22 protein-coding genes and 2 tRNA genes are annotated in these 24,481 nt (G+C 59.8%); 21 read left to right on the top strand and 3 right to left on the bottom strand.

Annotated elements, in window-relative coordinates; all coding sequences use genetic code 11:
• Positions 1–44: 44 nt before the first annotated feature.
• Genes ACIPO9_RS15255 through ACIPO9_RS15245 form a run of 3 tightly spaced genes read left to right on the top strand, consistent with a single transcriptional unit; the run spans position 45 to position 2,203 of the window.
• Positions 45–1,448, top strand: coding sequence for a sodium-dependent transporter (locus ACIPO9_RS15255; protein ID WP_274135938.1), 1,404 nt, complete (start codon positions 45–47; stop codon positions 1,446–1,448).
• Positions 1,449–1,455: 7 nt separating this feature from the next.
• Positions 1,456–1,890: a type II toxin-antitoxin system RatA family toxin gene (locus ACIPO9_RS15250; protein WP_274135937.1), complete on the top strand. Its 435-nt coding sequence runs from the start codon at positions 1,456–1,458 to the stop codon at positions 1,888–1,890.
• Positions 1,883–2,203, top strand: coding sequence for an RnfH family protein (locus ACIPO9_RS15245; RefSeq protein WP_274135936.1), 321 nt, complete (start codon positions 1,883–1,885; stop codon positions 2,201–2,203). The genes ACIPO9_RS15250 and ACIPO9_RS15245 overlap by 8 nt, the downstream gene beginning before the upstream one ends.
• A 99-nt stretch (positions 2,204–2,302) precedes the next feature.
• Here the strand turns inward: ACIPO9_RS15245 and ACIPO9_RS15240 are convergent, their stop codons facing one another.
• Positions 2,303–2,827, bottom strand: a complete 525-nt coding sequence (locus ACIPO9_RS15240) for an outer membrane protein assembly factor BamE (RefSeq protein WP_274135934.1) — start codon at positions 2,825–2,827, stop codon at positions 2,303–2,305.
• A 98-nt stretch (positions 2,828–2,925) separates the two neighbouring features.
• Between ACIPO9_RS15240 and fur the strand changes: the two genes are divergently transcribed.
• Positions 2,926–3,333, top strand: coding sequence for a ferric iron uptake transcriptional regulator (gene fur, locus ACIPO9_RS15235; RefSeq protein ID WP_108237931.1), 408 nt, complete (start codon positions 2,926–2,928; stop codon positions 3,331–3,333).
• Between the two features lie 180 nt (positions 3,334–3,513).
• Here fur and recN read toward each other — a convergent pair whose 3' ends face one another.
• Positions 3,514–5,187: a DNA repair protein RecN gene (recN, locus tag ACIPO9_RS15230; protein WP_274135933.1), complete on the bottom strand. Its 1,674-nt coding sequence runs from the start codon at positions 5,185–5,187 to the stop codon at positions 3,514–3,516.
• A gap of 276 nt (positions 5,188–5,463) precedes the next feature.
• On the opposite strand from recN, the gene grpE reads away from it, so the two are divergent.
• The 7 genes from grpE to greA all read left to right on the top strand — a co-directional run bounded on the left by grpE (position 5,464) and on the right by greA (position 15,681).
• On the top strand, positions 5,464–6,027 hold the full coding sequence (grpE, locus tag ACIPO9_RS15225) for a nucleotide exchange factor GrpE (RefSeq protein ID WP_400605242.1): 564 nt from the start codon (positions 5,464–5,466) through the stop codon (positions 6,025–6,027).
• 103 nt (positions 6,028–6,130) lie between these two features.
• A complete protein-coding gene (dnaK, locus tag ACIPO9_RS15220; RefSeq protein WP_274135931.1) occupies positions 6,131–8,047 on the top strand; it encodes a molecular chaperone DnaK in 1,917 nt (638 codons plus the stop codon).
• A 324-nt stretch (positions 8,048–8,371) separates the two neighbouring features.
• Positions 8,372–9,499, top strand: coding sequence for a molecular chaperone DnaJ (gene dnaJ / locus ACIPO9_RS15215; protein WP_274135930.1), 1,128 nt, complete (start codon positions 8,372–8,374; stop codon positions 9,497–9,499).
• A 10-nt stretch (positions 9,500–9,509) separates the two neighbouring features.
• The gene (gene dapB / locus ACIPO9_RS15210; protein ID WP_400781812.1) at positions 9,510–10,316 is read left to right on the top strand and encodes a 4-hydroxy-tetrahydrodipicolinate reductase; all 807 of its coding nucleotides are present in this window, start codon (positions 9,510–9,512) and stop codon (positions 10,314–10,316) included.
• A 403-nt stretch (positions 10,317–10,719) separates the two neighbouring features.
• The gene (gene carA, locus ACIPO9_RS15205) at positions 10,720–11,856 is read left to right on the top strand and encodes a glutamine-hydrolyzing carbamoyl-phosphate synthase small subunit (RefSeq protein ID WP_400781809.1); all 1,137 of its coding nucleotides are present in this window, start codon (positions 10,720–10,722) and stop codon (positions 11,854–11,856) included.
• 124 nt (positions 11,857–11,980) lie between these two features.
• The gene (gene carB, locus ACIPO9_RS15200; protein WP_400781806.1) at positions 11,981–15,202 is read left to right on the top strand and encodes a carbamoyl-phosphate synthase large subunit; all 3,222 of its coding nucleotides are present in this window, start codon (positions 11,981–11,983) and stop codon (positions 15,200–15,202) included.
• A gap of 2 nt (positions 15,203–15,204) precedes the next feature.
• Positions 15,205–15,681: a transcription elongation factor GreA gene (gene greA, locus ACIPO9_RS15195; protein WP_274135942.1), complete on the top strand. Its 477-nt coding sequence runs from the start codon at positions 15,205–15,207 to the stop codon at positions 15,679–15,681.
• Between the two features lie 130 nt (positions 15,682–15,811).
• Here the strand turns inward: greA and yhbY are convergent, their stop codons facing one another.
• On the bottom strand, positions 15,812–16,120 hold the full coding sequence (yhbY, locus tag ACIPO9_RS15190; protein WP_274135926.1) for a ribosome assembly RNA-binding protein YhbY: 309 nt from the start codon (positions 16,118–16,120) through the stop codon (positions 15,812–15,814).
• A gap of 102 nt (positions 16,121–16,222) precedes the next feature.
• Between yhbY and rlmE the strand changes: the two genes are divergently transcribed.
• From rlmE to nusA, 10 genes are all read left to right on the top strand, one after another.
• Positions 16,223–16,882 (top strand): 23S rRNA (uridine(2552)-2'-O)-methyltransferase RlmE, encoded by a 660-nt coding sequence (rlmE, locus tag ACIPO9_RS15185; protein WP_274135925.1) that lies wholly within the window; start codon positions 16,223–16,225, stop codon positions 16,880–16,882.
• Between the two features lie 178 nt (positions 16,883–17,060).
• On the top strand, positions 17,061–18,971 hold the full coding sequence (ftsH, locus tag ACIPO9_RS15180; protein WP_274135924.1) for an ATP-dependent zinc metalloprotease FtsH: 1,911 nt from the start codon (positions 17,061–17,063) through the stop codon (positions 18,969–18,971).
• 8 nt (positions 18,972–18,979) lie between these two features.
• Positions 18,980–19,831: a dihydropteroate synthase gene (gene folP / locus ACIPO9_RS15175; RefSeq protein WP_400781804.1), complete on the top strand. Its 852-nt coding sequence runs from the start codon at positions 18,980–18,982 to the stop codon at positions 19,829–19,831.
• 16 nt (positions 19,832–19,847) lie between these two features.
• Positions 19,848–21,191 (top strand): phosphoglucosamine mutase, encoded by a 1,344-nt coding sequence (gene glmM, locus ACIPO9_RS15170; RefSeq protein WP_274135922.1) that lies wholly within the window; start codon positions 19,848–19,850, stop codon positions 21,189–21,191.
• Positions 21,192–21,257: 66 nt separating this feature from the next.
• Positions 21,258–22,013: a triose-phosphate isomerase gene (gene tpiA, locus ACIPO9_RS15165; RefSeq protein WP_274135921.1), complete on the top strand. Its 756-nt coding sequence runs from the start codon at positions 21,258–21,260 to the stop codon at positions 22,011–22,013.
• A gap of 3 nt (positions 22,014–22,016) precedes the next feature.
• On the top strand, positions 22,017–22,400 hold the full coding sequence (gene secG / locus ACIPO9_RS15160; protein ID WP_274135919.1) for a preprotein translocase subunit SecG: 384 nt from the start codon (positions 22,017–22,019) through the stop codon (positions 22,398–22,400).
• A gap of 45 nt (positions 22,401–22,445) precedes the next feature.
• Positions 22,446–22,531 (top strand) — tRNA-Leu (locus ACIPO9_RS15155).
• A 97-nt stretch (positions 22,532–22,628) separates the two neighbouring features.
• Positions 22,629–22,705: transfer RNA gene (locus ACIPO9_RS15150), tRNA-Met, on the top strand.
• A gap of 129 nt (positions 22,706–22,834) precedes the next feature.
• On the top strand, positions 22,835–23,293 hold the full coding sequence (gene rimP / locus ACIPO9_RS15145) for a ribosome maturation factor RimP (RefSeq protein ID WP_274135940.1): 459 nt from the start codon (positions 22,835–22,837) through the stop codon (positions 23,291–23,293).
• Positions 23,294–23,340: 47 nt separating this feature from the next.
• A partial coding sequence (gene nusA / locus ACIPO9_RS15140; RefSeq protein WP_400781802.1) for a transcription termination factor NusA occupies positions 23,341–24,481 on the top strand: 1,141 nt, incomplete at its 3' end.

Here is a 24,481-nt window from a genome sequence, read left to right as displayed (position 1 = left end):
CCGGACAATGCGCGATCTTTTTTTGCGTGTTGGACGTGTCAACGATGTCGACGGACAAGGTTTCAGTTCACGGAAGCTGGGCAAGCCGCTGGGTGTTCATCCTGGCCGCCACTGGTTCGGCCGTGGGGTTGGGCAGCATCTGGAAATTCCCGTACATGGTCGGCGTCTATGGCGGCGGTGCATTCGTGCTGGTGTTCCTGGCGTGCATCGCACTGATCGGCATTCCGGTGATGATCGCCGAGACCCTGATCGGCCGCCGCGCCCGGCAAAGCCCGGCCAATGCCCTGAAAGTGCTGGCCCGCGAGGCGGGGCATTCGGGCAAGTGGTCCTGGGGTGCGTTCGCCGGGATGATTACCGCGCTGCTGATCCTGTCTTTCTATAGCGTGGTCGGTGGTTGGTCCCTGGAGTACATCATCGATGTGGGCAAGGGCGACTTCCAGTCGGTGACCCCTGATGGCGTGGGCGCGTTTTTCGGTGAAATGATTGCCGATCCGTGGCGCCTGGTGGCCTGGCATACGTTCTTCATGCTGCTGTCGGCCATTACTATTGCCAAAGGTGTCAACGCGGGTCTGGAGCGCAGCCTGCGCATCCTGATGCCGCTGCTGTTCGTGCTGATGGTGATCCTGCTGGGCTACAGCCTGACCACCGGGCATTTCATGGAAGGCGTGCATTTCATGTTCGACTTCACCCCTGAGAAGCTGCTCGACGGGCTGCTCCCGGCGATGGGGCATGCCTTCTTCTCGCTCAGCGTGGGTGTCGGCTCGATCATGATCTACGGCGCCTACATGACCAAGGAAGCCTCCATCAGCGCCACCGTCGTGGGCGTAGCGCTGCTGGACACCTTCGTGTCGCTGCTGGCAGGCCTTGCGCTGTTCCCGATTGTCTTCGCCGCGGGGCTGAACCCCAGCGAAGGCCCGGGGTTGATGTTTGTCACACTCCCTTACGCTTTCGGTAACGTGGCCTTCGGCACGGTGATGGGCGTGGTGTTCTTCATCCTGGTGGCCGTGGCCGCGTGGAGTTCGGCGATTTCGCTGCTGGAGCCGATGGTGGCGTACCTGGTCGAGCGAACTCGCGTCCGTCGCGGCTGGGTGACGTTCTGGCTGTCGTTCATCTGCTGGTTCGTTGGCCTGGGCACGGTGTTCTCGTTCAATATCTGGAAAGAAGCCAAGTTCTTCGTGAACGAAGGCGGCGCGTTTCACCTCTACCAATGGGGCGCGACTGCGGGCCTGGATTTCTTTGGCGTGATTGACTTCTTCACGTCGCGGATCATGCTGCCTCTGGGCGGATTGTGTTTCGTGGTATTTGCAGGTTGGGTGATGGGCCGTGAGGCGGTGCGCGACGAGTTGTCGGTACGCAGTCCGGTCCTGTTCGCTCTGACGTTCTTTTTGATGCGCTATGTGGCGCCGATCGGCATTCTGATTGTGTTTGCCGCTCAGCTTTGGAAATGACGCTGAAATGACTACCCATATTCAACGCTCTGCCCTGTTGCCTTATCCCGCCCAGGCGCTCTACGACCTGGTCAACGACGTATCCCGCTACGCGGAGTTTCTGCCATGGTGTTCCGGCACCGCGGTGCTGGAGCAGAGCGATACCGCGATGCGTGCCCGGGTCGATGTCGCCAAGGGTGGACTGAGCCAGCACTTCGTCACGCGCAATACGCTGACCCCGGGCCAGATCATCGAGATGAACCTCGAAGAAGGCCCGTTCAGCCAGTTGCACGGCATCTGGACCTTCAAGGCACTGGGCGAGAAAGCCTGCAAGATCAGCCTCGACCTGTCGTTCGACTATTCCGGCGCCATCGTGCGTGCAACCCTGGGGCCGCTGTTCAACCAGGCTGCCAATACGCTGGTGGATGCGTTCTGCCAGCGCGCCAAAGAACTGTATGGCTGAGGCGCTGATCAGCGTCGAAGTGGTATACGCCGCTGTCGATCGCCAGGAACTGCTCAAGCTGCAAGTGCCGGTCGGCGCCACGGTGCTCAGTGCCGTGCAGGCTTCGGGGATCGGCGCGTTGTTTCCGGATCTCGACCTGACGGCCTGTGCATTGGGCATTTTCGGCAAGGTGATCGCCGATCCCAAGGTGCGAAAGTTGGAGGAGGGGGATCGCGTCGAGATCTACCGACCGCTGCTGGCTGATCCCAAAGAGGTGCGGCGTTTGCGCGCAGAGAAGGCTGCGAAGGCGCGAAAAGGGCAGAAATCGATTTAAGTTTTCCATCGCTGCAATCGATGGACATAAAAAAACCCGGGCTGGCCGGGTTTTTTTGTGCCGCCTTCCCGGAGGGGGAAGGGGCGGTGCAGCGCGGAATCAGCGTGGATTGGTGTCCAGCGGTTCCTGGTTCGGGACCGGAACGGTTTCGACCTTGTCGACGTCGTTCTGGATCTGCTCGAGCAGCGATCCTGGCTTTGGCGGCTCTTCTTTCTTCGGCTGTTCCCCAGTGTTTTCGGGGGTGACAGTGGTATCGCTGCCTTTGCCGAGGATGGCTTCGTCGCGGCTCACGCCTGGCTTGAAGTCACCGGAAAGGCTGGCCAACTGGTCATTGCCGTTGAAGGTCAGGCTGATGCGTTCCTGCTGGCGTTCACCGCCACCTGGCTGAAGACTGTACAGGTAGTCCCAGCGCTCAGGGTGGAACGTGTCGGTCAGCAGGGGGTTACCCATGATAAACCTTACTTGCCGACGGGTCATTCCGGGCCTTAACTGGTCTATCATGTCCTGCGTGACGACATTGCCCTGTTGGATGTCGATTTTATAAACCCCGGGGAATGAACAACCGGCGAGTGCGAGCAGTCCCACGAAGGTGAAACTGGTTAGCAAGAGCTTGGTGTTTTGCATCGGTGGGCGACTTCCACTATCTTGGCTGGGACAACGTAAACCCCGATCATACCTGCATTAAGAGAAGCTGCGAAGCAGCGTCTGCGAGAAAGCTGACCATGGTTGAAAATAGCGAACTACGCAAAGCTGGACTTAAAGTGACCCTGCCACGGGTCAAGATCCTTCAAATGCTCGATTCTGCAGAGCAGCGCCACATGAGCGCGGAAGACGTCTACAAGGCGCTTATGGAGGCCAACGAGGACGTCGGTCTGGCGACGGTTTACCGTGTTTTGACTCAGTTCGAAGCAGCCGGGTTGGTGGTTCGCCACAACTTCGACGGCGGTCACGCCGTATTCGAACTGGCCGACGGAGGCCACCACGACCATATGGTCAACGTGGATTCCGGTGAAGTGATCGAGTTCTTCCACAAGGGCATCGAAGAGCTTCAGAAGCAGATCGTCGCCGAACACGGCTTCGAGCTGGTGGATCACAATCTTGTGCTCTACGTACGCAAGAAAAAGGCGTAAGTCTTTTTTTGAAACAAAACAAAGGCGACCTCAGGGTCGCCTTTGTCGTTTTCGGGAGTTTGCCCCTTTGGTCGTATCTGCTCTGATCCTGTAGCAGCACGGCTTGCCGGCGGGAGCGGTGGGTCAGGCGAATTCTTCGTCACAGGCACACCGCCCCGCCGGCAAGCCGTGCTGCTACGTTCAGGATTTTGCTGCCACCACCATCTTCTTCGCGTGGGCCAGGGATTCCTTGGTCAGGTCGATGCCGCCGAGCATCCGCGCCACTTCTTCGACTCGCTCGGCCTTGCTCAGCTTCGATACGGCAGTTCGTGTGGCCTCGGCTTCACGGACCTTGTGCACGAACAGGTGCTGATGCCCTTGGGCGGCGACCTGGGGCAGGTGGGTCACGGTCATGACCTGGCCGCGTTCGCCCAGCCTGCGCAGCAGTTGCCCGACGATTTCTGCGGTCGGGCCGCCGATGCCGACGTCCACTTCGTCGAACACCAGGGTCGGAATGCGCGAGGTCTGCGCCGTGATGACCTGTATCGCCAGGCTGATCCGTGACAGTTCGCCCCCTGACGCGACTTTCGCCAGTGCCTTGATCGGCTGCCCGGGGTTGGCGCTGACCAGCAACTCGACCAGCTCAAGCCCGTGGGGTGACAGTTCCTTGTCGGCGTTCTGCCGCAGCTCGATGTTGAACCGTCCGCCGGGCATGCCCAGGCGCTGAATCTCGGTTTCAACTGCATGGGCCAGTTCAGGCGCTGCGCGGTGGCGCAGGTCGCTCAGTTCCCGGGCCTTTTCCTGGTAATGACGCGCGTAGGAGCCCAGTTCGTGCTCCAGGCGTTCGATGGCCTCGTCGTTAGCGTTGAGGGTTTCGATTTCATCCAGCAGTTTCTGATGCAGCGCCGGAACTTCGGTCGGCTGGACCCGGTGTTTGCGCGCCAGGGTGTAGATGGTGTCCAGGCGTTCTTCGATTTGTTGCAGGCGCGCCGGATCGGCCTCGAAACGATCAAGAAACCGGTTGATTTCACCGACCGCTTCCTCGACCTGAATCTGCGCACTGGAGAGCAGGTTGGTCGCCTCGTTCAGGGCATCCGGCGAGTTGTTCACACTGGTCAGGCGGTTGAGGCTGGCGGTCAGCGCGTTCAGTGCGTTGCCTGAATCGCTTTCGCTGCACAGTTCGACCACCTGTCGGCAAATGCCCAGCAGGCTTTCGGCGTTGGTCAGGGTGGTGTGTTCCTGCTCCAGATGCTCCAGCTCGTTTTCGCCCAGGCTCAGGCCTTCAAGTTCTTCGAGCTGGTAGCTGAGCAACTGATGCTTGGCGCGCTGTTCGTCACCGGAGTTGGCCAGGCGTTCCAGTTCCTGGCGGGTCTGGCGCCAGCGCTGGGCCGCAAGGTGTACCTGGCGAGCGAGGTCGGTGGCCCCGGCGTATTCGTCCAGCAGGCGGCGATGGGTGTCGGTCTTGAGCAGCGACTGATGCTCGTGCTGGCTATGGATGTCGATCAACAGCTCGCCCAGCGCTTTCAGGTCACCTTGCGGGCATGGCGTGCCATTTATATAGGCGCGGGAACGGCCTTCGGCGGTGATGACCCGGCGCAGGATGCACGGCCCGTCGGTTTCCAGATCGCGCTCGGAGAGCCACGCCTGCGCTTCCGGAATGTCGGAGACGTCGAAGGTGGCGAGGATGTCGGCCTTGTCGGCGCCCGGCCTGACCACGCCGCTGTCGGCGCGATCGCCCAGGGTCAGGCCCAGCGCGTCGAGCATGATCGACTTGCCGGCCCCGGTTTCCCCGGTGATCACGCTCATGCCGCGATCCAGTTCCAGATCGAGGTGTTCAACGATGGCGTAGTTGTGGATGGACAGGTGCACCAGCATAGGGGCGGCTCCCAAGAAATTGTCTGGTTATTTATACAGTGTTTTGCTTCGGGCTGACAATGCCCGTGCTTAGCTCGATTTGGCAGGTTGGAGGGATGTTTTTAGCACCACCAATCATCAATCGCTGGTAACGACTGGAAAAACGCCATGTCGGAAAATTTGTAGGGTCTTTCGCCTGATCCTGCACCGAATGCCCTTGAAGCCGAAAATTAAGGCCCCATATAGCCGGGCAGAAGCGTGAGTTGAGCTCACGGACGTAATTTGGAGGAGAGAACAATGGCTGACGAACAGAACCCGGATACGCAGGCTCAGGATCAGGCTGCAGACGCGGCGTCCGGAGAAGATTTGGCAACCCGCGTACAAGTGCTCGAAGAGCAACTGGCCGCAGCGAAGGACCAGTCCCTGCGTGTCGCTGCGGATCTGCAGAACGTCCGCCGCCGCGCCGAGCAGGACGTCGAGAAGGCCCACAAATTCGCGCTGGAGAAGTTCGCAAGCGACTTGCTGCCGATCGTCGACAGCCTGGAGCGTGGCCTGGACCTGTCCAATCCGGACGACGAGAGCATCCGCCCGATGCGTGAAGGCATCGAGCTGACCCTGAAAATGTTCGGCGACACCCTCAAGCGCTACCAGCTGGAAGCCATCGACCCGCACGGCCAGCCGTTCAACGCCGAGCACCACCAGGCGATGGCCATGCAGGAAAGCGCCGACGTCGAGCCCAATAGTGTGCTCAAGGTGTTCCAGAAGGGTTATCAGCTCAACGGTCGTCTGCTGCGCCCGGCCATGGTCGTGGTCAGCAAGGCACCGTCGCCTGTTGCACCGTCAATTGACGAGCAGGCTTGAAATCAGCTGAACGGGCCCCATCTAAGGGCCATGGTTTAAAGAATTACCGCAATTTGTAAACGCAGTTGCGGCAACCAAATTCAAAGTTTCGGGAGAGTCAAACATGGGCAAGATTATCGGTATCGACCTGGGGACCACCAACTCCTGCGTCTCGGTTCTGGAAAACGGTGTTGCGAAGGTCATCGAAAACGCTGAAGGCGCACGTACCACGCCTTCGATCATCGCTTACGCCAACGACGGCGAAACCCTGGTAGGCCAGTCGGCCAAGCGCCAGGCGGTCACCAACCCGCACAACACCCTGTACGCGGTAAAGCGTCTGATCGGTCGCAAGTTCGACGAAGAAGTCGTGCAGAAAGACATCAAGATGGTGCCTTACACCATCGCCAAGGCCGACAACGGCGACGCCTGGGTTTCGGTCAACGACAAGAAGATGTCGCCTCCTCAGATTTCCGCTGAAATCCTGAAGAAGATGAAGAAGACCGCCGAAGACTACCTCGGTGAGTCCGTTACCGAAGCGGTCATCACCGTTCCGGCCTACTTCAACGACAGCCAGCGCCAGGCGACCAAAGACGCCGGCCGTATTGCTGGCCTGGACGTGAAACGTATCATCAACGAACCAACCGCAGCCGCTCTGGCCTACGGTATGGACAAGGCGAAGGGCGACCACACTGTCATCGTTTATGACCTGGGTGGCGGTACTTTCGACGTTTCGGTCATCGAAATCGCTGAAGTCGACGGTGAGCACCAGTTCGAAGTACTGGCCACCAACGGCGACACCTTCCTGGGTGGCGAGGACTTCGACATTCGTCTGATCGACTACCTCGTTGACGAATTCAAGAAAGAAAGCGGCATGAACCTCAAGGGTGACCCGCTGGCCATGCAGCGCCTGAAAGAAGCCGCTGAGAAAGCCAAGATCGAGCTGTCTTCCAGCCTGCAGACCGACGTCAACCTGCCGTACATCACTGCAGACGCAACCGGTCCGAAGCACCTGAACGTGAAGATCTCCCGCGCCAAGCTGGAATCGCTGGTTGAAGACCTGGTTCAGCGCACCATCGAGCCTTGCCGCATCGCGCTGAAAGACTCGGGCATCGACGTCGGTTCGATCAACGACGTGATCCTGGTCGGCGGTCAGACCCGTATGCCGCTGGTTCAGCAGAAAGTGACCGAGTTCTTCGGTAAGGAAGCTCGCAAGGACGTCAACCCTGACGAAGCCGTTGCCATGGGTGCTGCGATTCAAGGTGCGGTACTGGCCGGTGACGTCAAGGACGTTCTGCTGCTGGACGTCAGCCCGCTGACCCTGGGTATCGAAACCATGGGTGGCGTGATGACCGCGCTGATCGAGAAGAACACCACGATTCCTACCAAGAAATCGCAAGTGTTCTCGACTGCCGATGACAACCAGAGCGCCGTGACCATTCACGTGCTGCAAGGTGAGCGCAAGCAGGCTTCTTCGAACAAGTCCCTGGGCAAGTTCGACCTGGCCGAGATTCCACCAGCACCACGTGGCGTGCCTCAGATCGAAGTGACCTTCGACATCGACGCCAACGGCATCCTGCACGTCGGCGCGAAAGACAAGGCCACCGGCAAGACTCAGTCGATCGTGATCAAGGCCAACTCCGGTCTGTCGGATGAAGAAATCCAGCAGATGATTCGCGACGCTGAAGCGAACTCGGACGAAGACCGCAAGTTCGAAGAGCTGGCCGCTGCCCGTAACCAGGGCGATGCACTGGTTCACTCGACTCGCAAGATGGTCGCTGACGCAGGTGACAAGGTCACCGCCGAAGAGAAGACCGCGATCGAAGCTGCCGTGGTTGCCCTGGAAGCCGCTGTTAAAGGCGACGACAAGGCTGCCATCGACGCGAAAGTCGAAGAGCTGTCGAAAGTCTCCGCTCCGGTTGCTCAGAAGATGTACGCCGAGCAGGCCGAAAAACCTGAAGCCGGTGCTCAGGCCGCCCAGGAAGAGCACAAGGCTGACGACGTCGTCGATGCCGAGTTCGAAGAAGTGAAAGATCACAAGTAAGCGCGAGCTCACTTGATCGCCGGTTGAACACTTTTTTGTGGTCGCTGGTAGGATGTCGCCGCGCGGGAGCTTGCTCCCGCGTTGGCGTGTCTGGAATACGCGAATTTTTTCAAGGTTTTGCGAACCCGTTCGCAAGGCCCGTGGCAAAGCCGGAAGCTCCTGCAACCCGGCTTGTTCTGCCGCTTTTCTCGGTCGTTGAAGGCCGTTGAACCAAGACCAGGATCGTTGAATTGACGTGAGTTGGGTCCGGGCCTGAAAGGGGCTCAACGAGTTCGGCAAACTCAGGAGGGTTATGTCGGACGTCCTCAAGAGTGCAGAAAACTTATGTCAAAGCGTGACTATTACGAAGTGTTGGGGGTCGAGCGCGGCTCCAGCGAGGCGGACCTGAAAAAGGCGTACCGTCGTCTCGCGATGAAATACCACCCTGACCGCAACCCGGGCGACAAAGCCTCGGAAGATGCGTTCAAGGAAGCCAACGAAGCCTATGAAGTGCTGTCCGACGCCAGCAAGCGTGCGGCCTACGATCAGTATGGCCATGCCGCCATGGATCAGGGCATGGGCGGCGGTGGAGGTTTCGGCGGTGGTGCCAACTTCTCCGATATCTTCGGCGATGTCTTCAGTGACTTCTTCGGCGGCGGCCGTGCCGGCGGCGGTCGTGGGGGCGCCCAGCGTGGCAGCGACCTGCGTTACACCCTGGAGCTGAACCTGGAAGAAGCCGTGCGCGGCACGACCGTCAGCATCCGCGTGCCGACGCTGGTCAACTGCAAACCGTGCGATGGCAGCGGCGCCAAGAAAGGCTCCTCGCCCGTTACCTGCCCGACCTGTGGCGGTATTGGCCAAGTGCGCATGCAGCAGGGTTTCTTCTCTGTCCAGCAGACCTGCCCACGTTGCCACGGCAACGGCAAGATCATCTCCGACCCTTGCGATTCCTGCCATGGCGAAGGCCGTGTCGAAGAGTACAAGACGCTGTCGGTCAAGGTGCCGCCGGGTGTCGATACCGGCGACCGCATTCGCCTGTCGGGCGAAGGCGAGGCGGGTGTTCAGGGTGGCCCGACGGGCGACCTGTACGTCGTGATCAATGTGCGCGAGCACGATATCTTCCAGCGCGACGGCAAGCACCTGTACTGCGAAGTGCCGATCAGCTTCACCGATGCAGCGTTGGGTGGCGAGCTGGAAGTGCCGACCCTGGACGGCCGCGTCAAACTGAAAATCCCTGAGGGTACCCAGACCGGCAAGCAGTTCCGTCTGCGTGGCAAGGGCGTTGCCCCTGTGCGTGGTGGCGGTGCTGGAGACCTGATGTGCCGTGTGGCGGTCGAAACGCCGGTCAACCTGAGCCGTCGTCAGCGCGAACTGCTCGAAGAGCTGCGTTCGTCCCTGGAAGGTGACAGCTCGCATTCGCCCAAGGCCAGTGGCTGGTTCGAAGGCGTGAAGCGTTTCTTCGGCGACCTCTAAGGAGCAGGGCATGCGACGTATTGCTGTGATGGGCGCCGCCGGGCGGATGGGCAAGAACCTGGTGGAGGCCGTTCAGGAACGTGCGCCACTGACGGGGCTGACGGCGGCGATCGTTCGTCCCGGCAGCACCATGATTGGTGCCGATGCCGGCGAACTGGCTTCCCTGGGGCGTATCGGTGTGCAGTTGACCGGCAACCTGGAACAGGTGATCGACGAGTTCGACGTGCTGATCGACTTCACCCTGCCGGACGTGATGCTGAAAAACCTGGCGTTCTGCCGCAGGGCAGGCAAGGCCATGGTCATCGGCACCACGGGCCTGAACCCCGAGCAGAAGCATCTGCTGGAAGAGGCGAGCAAGGACATTCCGATCGTCTTCGCCTCCAACTTCAGCGTCGGCGTGAACCTGTCGTTCAAGCTGCTGGATCTGGCGGCGCGGGTGATGGGCGAGGATGCGGACATCGAGATCATCGAAGCCCACCACCGCAACAAGGTCGATGCCCCTTCGGGTACGGCCGTGAGCATGGGTGAGGTGGTCGCCAAGGCCCTGGGGCGTGACCTGAACAAGGTCGCGGTCTACGGGCGCGAAGGCAACACCGGCGTGCGCGAGCGCGAGACCATTGGCTTCGCGACCGTTCGCGGTGGTGATGTGGTGGGCGATCACACGGTGCTGTTCGCAGCCGAAGGCGAGCGCTTGGAAATCACCCACAAGGCGTCGAGCCGCATGACGTTTGCCAAGGGTGCAGTGCGTGCCGCGCTGTGGCTCGATGGCAAGGCGTCGGGGCTGTATGACATGCAGGATGTGCTGGATCTGCGTTGACGAAAAGTCTTGATACTCGGTCATGCTGCGTTGAAAACAGCCTCGGAATGCTCATTTACAAACCGTAAACTCCGCTTCCTCGGCTGTTTTCGCCTTGCCTTACCTTCGTCTCAAAACTTTCGTACAGAGTCTATTGCCCGCAAGAATGCGGGCGGAGAGGGGCTTTTCCCTGTATCCTGCCCGCAGTTTTTAACCGCTACGCGATGTCCTGTCGCATTCTTGAGCCTGAACGGCGTTTTAGCGGTGGATTAAAAATCCCTTTTTCTGTAAGCTACAGCTTTAGTGTGTCCACTAAAAGCGCGCAGATAATTCGATGAAAAAAAGCGGGGTGACGTGTCTATACGTCATTCCGCTTTTTTACAACCTGCGATCGCCCTTTCAGGCTTTATTACGGGAGGTCTTCTTGACTAAGCCAGCCATACTCGCCCTTGCTGATGGCAGCATTTTTCGCGGCGAAGCCATTGGAGCCGACGGTCAGACCGTTGGTGAGGTGGTGTTCAACACCGCAATGACCGGCTATCAGGAAATCCTTACCGATCCTTCCTATGCCCAGCAAATCGTCACCCTGACTTACCCGCACATCGGCAACACCGGCACTACGCCGGAAGATGCCGAATCCGATCGCGTCTGGTCCGCGGGCCTGGTGATTCGTGACCTGCCACTGGTAGCGAGCAACTGGCGTAACAAGATGTCCCTGGCTGACTATCTGAAAGCCAACAATGTCGTCGCCATCGCCGGCATCGACACCCGCCGCCTGACCCGCATCCTGCGTGAGAAAGGCGCACAGAACGGCTGCATCATGGCCGGTGACAACATTTCCGAAGAGGCCGCCATCGCAGCAGCCCGCGGCTTCCCGGGCCTGAAGGGCATGGACCTGGCGAAAGTCGTCAGCACCAAGGAAAGCTACGAGTGGCGCTCCAGCGTCTGGAGCCTGAAAACCGACAGCCATCCTGAAATCGCTGCCGCTGACCTGCCGTACAACGTGGTTGCCTACGACTACGGCGTCAAGACCAACATCCTGCGCATGCTGGTCGAGCGCGGCTGCCGCGTGACCGTGGTGCCGGCCCAGACGCCAGCCAGCGAAGTACTGGCGCTCAACCCGGACGGCGTGTTCCTGTCCAACGGCCCTGGCGACCCCGAGCCGTGCGACTACGCTATCCAGGCCATCAAGGACGTCCTTGAGACCCAGATTCCGGTGTTCGGCATCTGCCTGGGCCACCAGTTGCTGGCCTTGGCCTCCGGTGCCAAGACCGTCAAGATGGGCCACGGCCACCACGGCGCCAACCACCCGGTCCAGGATCTGGACACCGGCGTGGTCATGATCACCAGCCAGAACCACGGTTTTGCGGTGGACGAAGCCACTCTGCCGGGCAATGTGCGCGCCATCCACAAGTCGCTGTTCGACGGTACCCTGCAGGGTATCGAGCGCACCGACAAGGACGCGTTCAGCTTCCAGGGTCACCCTGAAGCGAGCCCGGGCCCGAACGACGTCGCGCCGCTGTTCGATCGCTTCATCACAGCCATGGCCAAGCGCCGCTAGGCGGCTGACTTGCGACTGTAGCGAGCAGGTGCTGCGGCGCCGGACCCACGTCCGACTGCGCCCGGCACCTCAGAGAATGTTCAAGACGGCTCAGCCGACTGACACAGGATTCGAGTGACAACCCATGCCAAAACGTACAGACATTAAAAGCATCCTGATTCTTGGCGCTGGCCCGATCGTGATCGGCCAGGCCTGTGAATTCGACTACTCCGGCGCCCAGGCCTGCAAGGCCCTGCGCGAAGAGGGTTACCGCGTCATTCTGGTCAACTCCAACCCGGCGACCATCATGACCGACCCGGCCATGGCCGACGCTACCTACATCGAGCCGATCAAGTGGGCGACCGTCGCCAAGATCATCGAGAAAGAGCGTCCGGACGCCCTGCTGCCGACCATGGGTGGCCAGACCGCACTGAACTGCGCCCTGGACCTGGAGCGCGAAGGCGTTCTGGAGAAGTTCGGCGTAGAAATGATCGGTGCCAACGCTGACACCATCGACAAGGCCGAAGACCGTTCGCGCTTCGACAAGGCCATGAAGGCCATCGGCCTGGAGTGCCCGCGCTCGGGTATCGCCCACACCATGGACGAGGCCAATGCGGTCCTCGAAAAGCTTGGCTTCCCGTGCATCATCCGTCCGTCCTTCACCATGGGCGGCACCGGTGGCGGTATCGCCTACAACCGTGAAGAATTCGAAGAAATCTGCGCCCGTGGTCTGGACCTGTCCCCGACCAAGGAACTGCTGATCGACGAATCGCTGATCGGCTGGAAAGAATACGAAATGGAAGTTGTCCGCGACAAAAAGGACAACTGCATCATCGTCTGCTCCATCGAGAACTTCGACCCGATGGGCGTGCACACCGGTGACTCGATCACCGTCGCGCCTGCGCAGACCCTGACCGACAAGGAATACCAGATCATGCGCAACGCCTCCCTGGCGGTGCTGCGCGAGATCGGCGTTGAAACCGGCGGTTCCAACGTACAGTTCGGCATCTGCCCGGACACCGGCCGCATGGTCGTGATCGAGATGAACCCGCGCGTATCGCGTTCCTCGGCACTGGCCTCCAAGGCTACCGGTTTCCCGATCGCCAAGATCGCGGCCAAGCTGGCTGTCGGCTACACCCTGGACGAGCTGCAGAACGACATCACTGGCGGCCGCACTCCGGCGTCTTTCGAGCCGTCGATCGACTACGTCGTGACCAAGCTGCCGCGCTTCGCCTTCGAAAAATTCCCGAAAGCCGACGCCCGCCTGACCACCCAGATGAAATCCGTGGGTGAAGTCATGGCCATCGGCCGTACCTTCCAGGAATCCCTGCAGAAAGCCCTGCGCGGCCTGGAAGTGGGCGTCTGCGGTCTGGACCCTAAAGTGGACCTGACCAGTGCCGATGCCAGCAGCATTCTCAAACGCGAGCTGACCGTTCCGGGTGCCGAGCGTATCTGGTACGTCGCCGATGCCATGCGCGCTGGCATGACCTGCGACGAAATCTTCGCGCTGACCGGCATCGACCACTGGTTCCTGGTGCAGATCGAAGACCTCATCAAAGACGAAGAGAAGGTCAAGACTCTGGCCCTGTCGGCCATCGACAAGGACCTGATGCTGCGCCTCAAGCGCAAGGGCTTCTCCGACCAGCGTCTGGCCAAGCTGTTGGGCATCACCGACAAGAACCTGCGCCGTCATCGCCACAAGCTCGAAGTGCTGCCGGTCTACAAGCGCGTTGATACCTGCGCCGCCGAATTCGCCACCAACACTGCCTACCTGTACTCCACGTACGAGGAAGAGTGCGAAGCCAACCCGTCGACTCGCGACAAGATCATGATCCTGGGCGGCGGTCCTAACCGTATCGGCCAGGGTATCGAGTTCGACTACTGCTGCGTACACGCCGCCCTGGCGCTGCGTGAAGACGGTTACGAGACCATCATGGTCAACTGCAACCCGGAAACCGTGTCCACCGACTACGACACTTCCGACCGTCTGTACTTCGAGCCGCTGACCCTGGAAGACGTGCTGGAAGTCTGCCGCGTCGAGAAGCCAAAAGGCGTGATCGTCCAGTACGGCGGCCAGACCCCTCTGAAGCTGGCCCGTGCGCTGGAAGAAGCCGGCGTGCCAATCATCGGCACCAGCCCAGACGCCATCGACCGCGCCGAAGACCGCGAGCGCTTCCAGCAGATGGTTCAGCGCCTGAACCTGCTGCAGCCGCCAAACGCCACCGTGCGCAGCGAAGACGAAGCGATTCGCGCTGCCGGTTCCATCGGTTACCCGCTGGTGGTGCGCCCGTCCTACGTACTGGGCGGCCGCGCGATGGAGATCGTCTACGAACTGGACGAGCTCAAGCGCTACCTGCGTGAAGCGGTACAAGTCTCCAACGACAGCCCGGTGCTGCTGGACCACTTCCTCAACTGCGCCATCGAAATGGACGTGGATGCGGTCTGCGACGGCACTGACGTAGTCATCGGCGCGATCATGCAGCACATCGAACAGGCGGGCGTTCACTCCGGTGACTCCGCGTGCTCGCTGCCTCCTTACTCGCTGCCGGCCCACGTTCAGGACGACGTCCGTGACCAGGTGCGCAAGATGGCCCTGGAACTGGGCGTGGTCGGCCTGATGAACGTTCAGCTGGCCCTGCAGGGCGACAAGATCTACGTGATCGAAGTCAACCCGCGCGCCTCGCGTACCGTGCCTTTCGTGTCCAAGTGCATCGGCACCTCGCTGGCGATGATCGCCGCGCGCGTCATGGCCGGTAAGACCCTGAAAGAGCTGGGCTTCACCAAGGAAATCATCCCTAACTTCTACAGCGTGAAAGAGGCGGTCTTCCCGTTCGCCAAATTCCCTGGCGTTGACCCGATCCTGGGCCCGGAGATGAAGTCCACCGGTGAAGTCATGGGTGTCGGTGACACCTTCGGCGAAGCGTTCGCCAAGGCACAGATGGGCGCCAGCGAAGTACTGCCTACCGGTGGCACGGCGTTCATCAGCGTGCGTGACGACGACAAGCCTCTGGTAGCCGGCGTTGCCCGCGACCTGATCGGTCTGGGCTTCGAAGTGGTTGCCACTGCCGGCACCGCCCGCGTCATTGAGGCGGCCGGCCTGAAAGTCCGTCGCGTCAATAAGGTGACCGAGGGGCGTCCGCACGTGGTCGACATGATCAAGAACGACGAAGTGTCGCTGATCATCAACACCACCGAAGGTCGTCAGTCGATCGCTGACTCCTACTCGATTCGTCGCAATGCGCTGCAGCACAAGATCTACTGCACGACCACCATTGCGGCTGGTGAAGCCATCTGCGAGGCGCTGAAATTCGGTCCGGAAAAGACCGTTCGTCGCCTGCAGGATCTGCATGCAGGACTCAACGCATGAGCATTACCAAATACCCGATGACCGTTCAGGGCGCTCGCGCCCTGGAAGAGGAGCTTCATCATCTGTCCAAGGTCGAGCGCCCGCGCTTGAGCCAGGCAATCGGTGAAGCCCGCGAGCTGGGCGACCTCAAGGAAAACGCCGAGTATCATGCTGCCCGCGAAGAGCAGGGCATGGTCGAGGCGCGTGTCCGCGACATCGAAGGCCGTCTGCAGAACTCGGTGGTGATTGACGTCACCACCATCGCCCACACCGGCAAGGTGATCTTCGGTACCACCGTGGATCTGGCCAACGTCGAGACTGACGAGCAGGTGACTTACCAGATCGTGGGTGAAGACGAAGCCAACATCAAACTGGGCAAGATTTCGGTCGGCGCGCCGATCGCCCGGGCGATCATTGGCAAGGAAGAAGGTGATGTCGTGGCGATCAAGACCCCGAGCGGTGTGATCGAGTACGAGATCGTCGAGGTCAAGCACATCTGATCGATGCCTGCGTGCAGGTCGCCTGGCGGTGGCCTGTTTCGCGGGCAGATGTGTCGGTATTGGCAGGTCTTGCCGGACGTGTCCGGTTTCGGTCAGGGCGCGCAGGTCGCGCCGCTGACCGGAATCACCGTTACTTGTAGCGGTGAATGTTGGACAGTTGCTTGTTTGGCTGAGGGTTCTTGCGGTAGATCAGCGCCATCTTGCCGATGGTCTGAACCAGTTCCGCACGGCCCTGCTTGCACAGCTCTTCGATCACGGCACGACGCTCGTCGCGATCTTCGAGCTTGATCTGGACCTTGATGAGTTCATGATCGACCAGGGCGCGTTCAAGTTCGCCCAGCACGCCTTCGCTCAGGCCGTTGCCTGCAACCATCAGGACCGGCTTCAAATCATGTCCAATGGACTTGTACTGTTTCTTCTGCTCGTTATTGAGCGGCATAATCTGACCCTTATCGTCTGATTCTGTAAAATTGGTGGCCATTTTACCCGACGGCCCGTGGCTCCGCCCAATTAATCACGACGCTTATCATCGAGGTGCCCAGTGGCGCAGCGTTCCAAAAGCAGCCATAACTGGCTGAGAGAACATTTCAACGATCCTTTCGTCAAACAGGCGCAGAAGGACGGCTACCGCTCGCGTGCGAGCTACAAGCTACTTGAGATCCAGGAAAAGGACCGGCTGATCCGTCCCGGCATGACCGTGGTCGACCTCGGCGCGGCGCCCGGAGGCTGGTCCCAGGTGACCAGTCGTCTGATTGGTGGGCAAGGCCGGCTGATCGCATCCGACATCCTTGAGATGGACAGCATCCCTGATGTGACCTTCATTCAGGGGGATTTCACCGAGGATGAAGTGTTCCGCCAGATCCTCGCGGCTATCGGTAATACGCAAGTAGACCTTGTGATTTCCGATATGGCCCCCAATATGAGTGGATTGAGCGCCGTGGATATGCCACGCGCCATGTTCCTTTGTGAGCTGGCGCTTGACCTTGCAGGTCGGGTTCTGCGTCCGGGTGGTGATTTTCTCATCAAGGTCTTCCAGGGTGAAGGCTTCGATGTCTACCACAAGGAAGTGCGCAAAATGTTCGACAAGGTGCAGATGCGCAAGCCGACGTCGTCCCGCGACCGTTCCCGCGAGCAGTACCTGCTGGGGCGCGGTTTCAAGGGCGGTTATGAGGCACCGGCCGACTTTGAGCAAGGGCAATAGCTTTTTTCAAATGGCTTTATTTACCAAGCGTAACGAACATCTTGTAGTCAATGTTTCACAAAGGGTTACAGACGCCGCCTGCCACACCTGTAGGATCTGTAGTAAGTTAGGCCGGTGAATATCATGCGAGGCGCGCTCCAGCGTGGAGCTCGCTTCAGAGGGTAGCTAATTGAACGATATGGCAAAGAATTTGATCCTGTGGTTGATCATCGCTGCGGTCCTGGTGACCGTGATGAACAACTTCTCCAGCCCGAACGAGCCGCAGACCCTCAACTACTCCGAGTTCATCCAGCAAGTGAAGGATGGCAAGGTCGAGAAAGTTGCCGTCGACGGATTCGTCATTACAGGCAAGCGCAGCGACGGCGACACCTTCAAGACCATTCGTCCGAACATTCCGGACAACGGCCTGATCGGTGACCTGGTCGACAACAACGTCGTGGTCGAAGGCAAGCAGCCAGAGCAGCAGAGCATCTGGACCCAATTGCTGGTCGCCAGCTTCCCGATCCTGGTCATCATTGCCGTGTTCATGTTCTTCATGCGCCAGATGCAAGGTGGCGCCGGAGGCAAGGGCGGGCCGATGAGTTTCGGCAAGAGCAAGGCGCGCCTGCTGTCCGAAGATCAGGTCAAGACCACCCTGGCCGACGTCGCAGGTTGCGACGAAGCCAAGGAAGAAGTCGGCGAACTGGTCGAGTTCCTGCGCGATCCGGGCAAATTCCAGCGTCTGGGCGGCCGCATTCCTCGCGGCGTGCTGATGGTCGGTCCTCCGGGTACCGGTAAGACCCTCCTTGCCAAGGCCATCGCCGGCGAGGCCAAGGTGCCGTTCTTCACCATTTCCGGTTCTGACTTCGTTGAAATGTTCGTGGGTGTCGGTGCAAGCCGTGTCCGTGACATGTTCGAACAGGCCAAGAAACACGCACCTTGCATCATCTTCATCGACGAAATCGACGCCGTGGGTCGCCATCGTGGCGCCGGCATGGGCGGCGGTCACGACGAGCGCGAGCAGACCCTCAACCAGTTGCTGGTCGAGATGGACGGCTTTGAAATGAACGACGGCATCATCGTGATTGCCGCTACCAACCGTCCTGACGTACTGGACCCTGCGCTGCTGCGTCCTGGTCGTTTCGACCGCCAGGTGGTGGTCGGCCTGCCGGACATCCGTGGTCGCGAACAGATCCTCAAGGTGCACATGCGCAAAGTGCCAATGGGTGACGATGTGCAACCTGCCGTCATCGCCCGCGGTACTCCGGGCTTCTCCGGTGCGGACCTGGCCAATCTGGTCAATGAAGCCTCGCTGTTCGCTGCTCGCGTGGGCAAGCGCATTGTCGAGATGAAGGAGTTCGAACTGGCCAAGGACAAGATCATGATGGGCGCCGAGCGCAAATCCATGGTCATGTCCGAGAAAGAGAAACAGAACACGGCGTACCACGAAGCCGGTCACGCCATCGTCGGTCGCGTCGTGCCTGAGCATGATCCGGTCTACAAGGTGTCGATCATTCCTCGTGGTCGTGCGTTGGGCGTGACGATGTTCCTGCCCGAAGAAGATCGCTACAGCCTGTCCAAGCGCGCATTGATCAGCCAGATCTGCTCGCTGTACGGCGGCCGTATCGCTGAAGAGATGACTTTGGGCTTCGACGGTGTGACCACCGGTGCGTCCAACGACATCATGCGTGCCAGCCAGATTGCCCGGAACATGGTCACCAAGTGGGGCCTGTCCGAGAAAATGGGCCCGCTGATGTACTCCGAGGACGAAGACGGCGGTTACCTGGGACGTGGCGGCGGCGGTCAGAGCTCCAGTCTTTCGGGTGAAACCGCGAAGATGATCGATCTGGAAGTGCGCAGCATCATCGACCAGTGCTACGGCACCGCGAAGCAGATTCTTACCGACAACCGCGACAAGCTGGATGCAATGGCTGACGCGCTGATGAAGTATGAAACCATCGATGCCGAGCAGATCGACGACATCATGGCTGGCCGCACGCCTCGCGAACCGCGGGACTGGACGGGTGGCACCGGTAATTCCGGCACGCCGACTGCTCCTGCCGGCCCGCGTCCGGAAACACCGATTGGCGGTCCAGCTGCTGAACACTAAGGCCTGACATGACTTCTGCGCTGTACCCGACCCGGTTGCCTTGCGGCAACCGGGTTCTTGATTTGTCCCGGACCCACGTCATGGGAATCCTCAATATCACTCCGGATTCGTTTTCCGATGGCGGGCGTTTCGCCCAGCGCGATCTTGCATTGCGTCACGCCGAGGAGATGGTTGCGGCAGGGGCGACCCTGATCGACGTCGGTGGCGAGTCCACCCGTCCTGGGGCCCGTGCGGTATCGCCTGTCGAGGAAATGGAGCGTGTTGCGCCCATCGTCGAAGCGATCAATCGCGAACTCGATGTGGTCATCTCGGTGGACACCTCGACGCCAGCTGTGATGCGCGAAACGGCCCGCCTGGGTGCCGGTCTCATCAACGACGTGCGTTCGCTGCGTCGTGACGGGGCCCTCGATGCGGCTGTGGCCACCGGTCTTCCGGTGTGTCTGATGCACATGCGCGGCGAGCCGACCGACATGCAGGACGCGCCTCATTACGATGACGTGACGGGCGAGGTCGCATCGTTCCTGCGTGAGCGTATGGATGCCTGCATCGCGGCGGGGATCGCGGCCGAGAAGATCATCCTCGATCCCGGCTTCGGCTTCGCCAAGACGCTGGACCACAACCTGAGCCTGTTCAAGCACATGGAGGCCCTGCACGCACTGGGGCGGCCTTTGCTGGTGGGCGTATCGCGCAAGAGCATGATCGGCAAGGTGCTGGACAAGCCTGTGGATCAGCGTCTTTACGGTGCGCTCGCCCTGGCGGGCATGGCCATGGCCAAGGGCGCGAAAATTTTACGTGTGCATGACGTGGCGCAAACCGTCGATGTCGTGCGCATGATTGCTGCTGTTGAATCGGCAAAATAAGAAATCTGGAGCACCCATGAGTACTAGAAAATATTTCGGAACAGACGGCATTCGCGGTCGTGTAGGCCAATTCCCGATCACTCCCGATTTCATGCTCAAGCTGGGCTGGGCGGCCGGCATGGCCTTCCGCAAGATGGGTGCGTGCAAGATCCTGGTGGGCAAAGACACGCGGATTTCCGGCTACATGTTCGAATCCGCGCTTGAGGCCGGCCTGTCTGCCGCTGGCGCCGACGTGATGCTGCTCGGCCCGATGCCGACGCCTGCCATCGCCTACCTGACCCGCACGTTCCACGCCCAGGCGGGGATCGTCATCAGCGCATCGCACAACCCTCATCACGACAACGGCATCAAGTTCTTCTCGGGCCAGGGCACCAAGCTGCCTGACGAAGTGGAAATGATGATCGAAGAATTGCTCGACGCGCCGATGACCGTCGTGGAGTCCGAGCACCTGGGCAAAGTCTCGCGGATCAACGACGCAGCAGGCCGCTACATCGAATTCTGCAAGAGCAGCGTGCCGACCAGCACCAACTTTGCCGGCCTCAAGCTGGTGATCGACTGCGCCCATGGCGCCACCTACAAAGTGGCCCCGAACGTCTTCCGTGAGCTGGGCGCCCAGGTCACCGTGCTGTCGGCTGCGCCCAATGGCCTGAACATCAACGATGACTGCGGCTCGACGCACATGGGCGCCCTGCAGGCGGCTGTGGTTGCCGAGAAGGCGGACCTGGGGATTGGCTTCGACGGCGACGGCGACCGAGTGTTGATGGTCGATCACACCGGCGCGATCGTCGATGGTGACGAACTGCTCTATGTCATTGCCCGTGATCTGCACGAGCGCGGCCGCTTGCAGGGTGGCGTCGTCGGCACCCTGATGAGCAACCTGGGGCTGGAGCTGGCGCTGGCGGACCTGAACATTCCGTTCGTGCGCGCCAACGTCGGCGACCGCTATGTGATCGCCGAGCTGCTGGAGCGCAACTGGCAGGTCGGTGGCGAGAACTCCGGCCATGTCGTGTGCTTCCAGCACACCACCACCGGTGATGCGATCATCGCCGCGCTGCAGGTATTGCTGGCGCTCAAGCGTACCGGTCAAAGCCTGGCCGAGTCGCGTCAGGGCCTGAAGAAATGCCCGCAGGTACTGGTCAACGTCCGCTTCGAAGGCGGCAGCGTGGATCCTGTGCAGCACCCGGCCGTCAAGGAAGCCTGTGATCGCGTCACCGCGGCCATGGGCGGTCGTGGCCGCGTGCTGTTGCGCAAGTCCGGGACAGAGCCTCTGGTGCGTGTGATGGTCGAAGGCGAGGACGAAACACAGGTCGCCGGCTACGCCGATGAACTGGCAAAACTGGTTGCTGAAGTTTGTGCCTGATTTCGGCTTGCCAGTGTTGAAACTGTTGGGTAACATCTGCGCCCACTTTGACCGACGAGGTACAGCATGCGTCGCCCTATGGTAGCTGGTAACTGGAAGATGCACGGTACCTGCGCCAGCGTCGCTGAGCTGGTCGAGGGGTTGGCCAACATGGCTATCCCCGACGGTGTCGACGTTGCAGTGTTTCCTTCGAGTCTGCACCTCAGCTTCGTTGTTGAGTGCCTTGAAGAGCAACCGATCTCTGTGGGTGCGCAGAACTGCGCACACGAAGCAGGGCAGGGTGCGCTGACTGGCGAAGTGTCGCCGACTCAGCTGGCTGATGCAGGTTGCAAGCTGGTGCTTGTAGGTCACTCGGAACGTCGCCAGATCATGGGCGAAGGTAACGGGGTCCTGAACCGCAAGTTCGCGGCAGCCCAGGCAAGCGGCCTTGTGCCGGTGCTCTGCATCGGCGAGACGCTCGAAGAGCGCGAAGCTGGCAAGACGCTTGAAGTTGTCGGGCAACAGCTCGACAGCATCATCGAAGAGCTCGGCATCGAAGCTTTCGTGAATGCGGTAGTTGCCTACGAGCCGGTCTGGGCCATTGGCACCGGGCTGACAGCCTCGCCGGAACAGGCGCAGGAAGTGCACGCAGCGATTCGTGCGCAGTTGGCGAAAGAGAATTCTGAAGTCGCGCAAGGTGTGCGGCTTCTATATGGCGGCAGCGTGAAGGCGGCCAATGCGGCTGAGCTGTTCAGCATGCCGGATATCGATGGGGGGCTCATTGGTGGAGCTTCCCTGAATGCAGATGAGTTCGGTGCGATCATTCGCGCCGCGGGAAACTGAAAAATGCTGGAAACAGTCGTAGTCGTTCTTCATCTGCTGGGTGCGCTGGGCGTTGTTGCTCTGGTATTGCTGCAGCAGGGTAAAGGTGCGGACGCTGGCGCGTCGTTCGGAGCAGGTGCATCAAATACTGTCTTCGGAAGCCAAGGTTCCTCTACCTTTCTTAGTAAGTTTACTGCTATACTAGCTGCATGTTTTTTCATAACCAGCTTGGGGTTAGGTTACTTTGCTAAAGAGAAAGCTCACCAGCTGACTCAAGTAGGTTTGCCAGATCCAGCGGTACTTGAAGTGAAACAAAAGCCGGCAGCAGATGATGTTCCGGTCCTGGAAGGGCAACAGAAACCAGCCGCTGCTCCAGCTGACGTTCCTGCCGCTCCAGAACAGAAGTAACACGGGATTCGCAGCTGATATATTGGGGCTGCAAAAAGAGTTAATGCCGAGGTGGTGGAATTGGTAGACACGCAACCTTGAGGTGGTTGTGCCCATAGGGTGTAGGGGTTCGAGTCCCCTTCTCGGTACCAATTAACAAGTGAGCCCGCAATAGCGGGCTTTCTTGTAGGTGGATGTGTCAGATTGACCCCGAGCGGGTTCGGTCGTATACTTCCGCCCCAGCTTTGTCGCGGGGTGGAGCAGTCTGGTAGCTCGTCGGGCTCATAACCCGAAGGTCGTTGGTTCAAATCCAGCCCCCGCAACCAGTTTTAGCGGAGCCCCTTTTCAGGGGCTTTTTGTTAGCTGGACACTCTATTACGCCGTTTTTCGACGGCGTTTTTCATGATGGGCGCTTTGCCCATTTTTTATTGCACAGCATGCACGAGGGGGTTCAGGTGTCGAGCAAGCTAGAACAGTTGCAGGCCTTGTTGGCCCCGGTGGTCGTGGCCCTTGGCTATGAATGCTGGGGTATCGAGTTTTCGGCCCAGGGTCGTCACTCAATGTTGCGCGTTTATATCGATAAAGAGGGCGGCGTGCTGGTGGACGATTGTGCCATCGTCAGCCGTCAGATCAGCGGTGTTCTGGACGTAGAAGATCCGATCAGCTCCGAATATACGCTCGAAGTTTCTTCTCCTGGCATGGAACGCCCGCTGTTCACGATCGAGCAGTTTGCAGCCTTTGCCGGGGAACAAGTGAAGATAAAGCTGCGTTCGCCCTTCGAGGGTCGTCGCAACTTTCAAGGCCTTCTCCGCGGGGTGGAGGAGCAGGATGTCGTGGTGCAAGTGGATGCCCATGAATACCTGTTGCCGATCGATCTGATCGACAAAGCCAACATTATTCCCACGTTTGACTGAGACGCGGATCCCGCGGATCCAATGGCTTGCGAAAGGCGAGGCGTACGATGAGCAAAGAAGTACTGCTGGTTGTTGAGTCGGTATCGAATGAAAAAGGCGTACCGGCCGGTGTAATTTTTGAAGCGCTTGAAATTGCTTTGGCCACGGCCACCAAAAAGCGTTTCGAAGACGAAGTTGACCTGCGTGTGGAAATCAACCGCCACACCGGTGCCTATGAGACTTTCCGTCGCTGGACGGTCGTCGAAGAAGACGATCTTGACGATCCTGCCATCGAAACCTGGCCGAGCAAGGTAGCCCAGACTCATCCGGGCGCCGTTGTTGGCGACGTCGTGGAAGAGAAGATCGAGTCCATCGAGTTCGGTCGTATCGCTGCCCAGACTGCCAAGCAAGTCATTGTGCAGAAAGTTCGCGAAGCCGAGCGTGCTCAAGTCGTCGATGCTTATCGTGAGCGTCTGGGCGAAATCATTTCCGGTACTGTTAAGAAAGTGACGCGTGACAATGTCATCGTGGACCTGGGTAACAATGCCGAGGCGCTGCTGGCGCGTGAAGACATCATTTCGCGGGAGACTTTCCGCGTCGGTGTCCGCGTTCGAGCACTGCTCAAAGAAATCCGCACCGAAAACCGCGGTCCTCAGCTGATCCTGTCGCGTACTGCGCCTGAGATGCTGATCGAGCTGTTCCGGATTGAAGTTCCGGAAATTGCTGAAGGTCTCATCGAGGTGATGGCCGCCTCTCGTGATCCTGGTTCGCGTGCAAAGATTGCAGTTCGCTCCAAGGACAAGCGCATCGACCCTCAGGGTGCCTGCATCGGTATGCGCGGTTCGCGCGTCCAGGCAGTCTCCGGCGAGTTGGGCGGCGAACGTGTGGATATCGTGCTGTGGGATGACAACCCGGCGCAGTTCGTCATCAACGCCATGTCGCCTGCGGAAGTCGCAGCGATCATCGTCGATGAAGACGCTCACGCCATGGACATCGCGGTAGGTGCAGACAACCTGGCCCAGGCGATTGGTCGCGGCGGTCAGAACGTTCGCCTGGCAAGTCAGTTGACTGGCTGGACCCTGAACGTGATGACTGAGTCGGACATCCAGGCCAAGCAGCAAGCGGAAACCGGTGACATCCTGCGCAACTTCATCGACGAGCTGGAAGTCGACGAAGAGCTGGCTCAGGTGCTGGTAGACGAAGGCTTCA

It is taken from the genome of Pseudomonas sp. NPDC090203 (assembly GCF_044746765.1).
GTDB lineage: Bacteria > Pseudomonadota > Gammaproteobacteria > Pseudomonadales > Pseudomonadaceae > Aquipseudomonas > Aquipseudomonas putida_AD.
The sequence above is the reverse complement of the archived record's forward strand: the minus strand, read 5'-3'. Positions and strand labels throughout refer to the sequence as shown.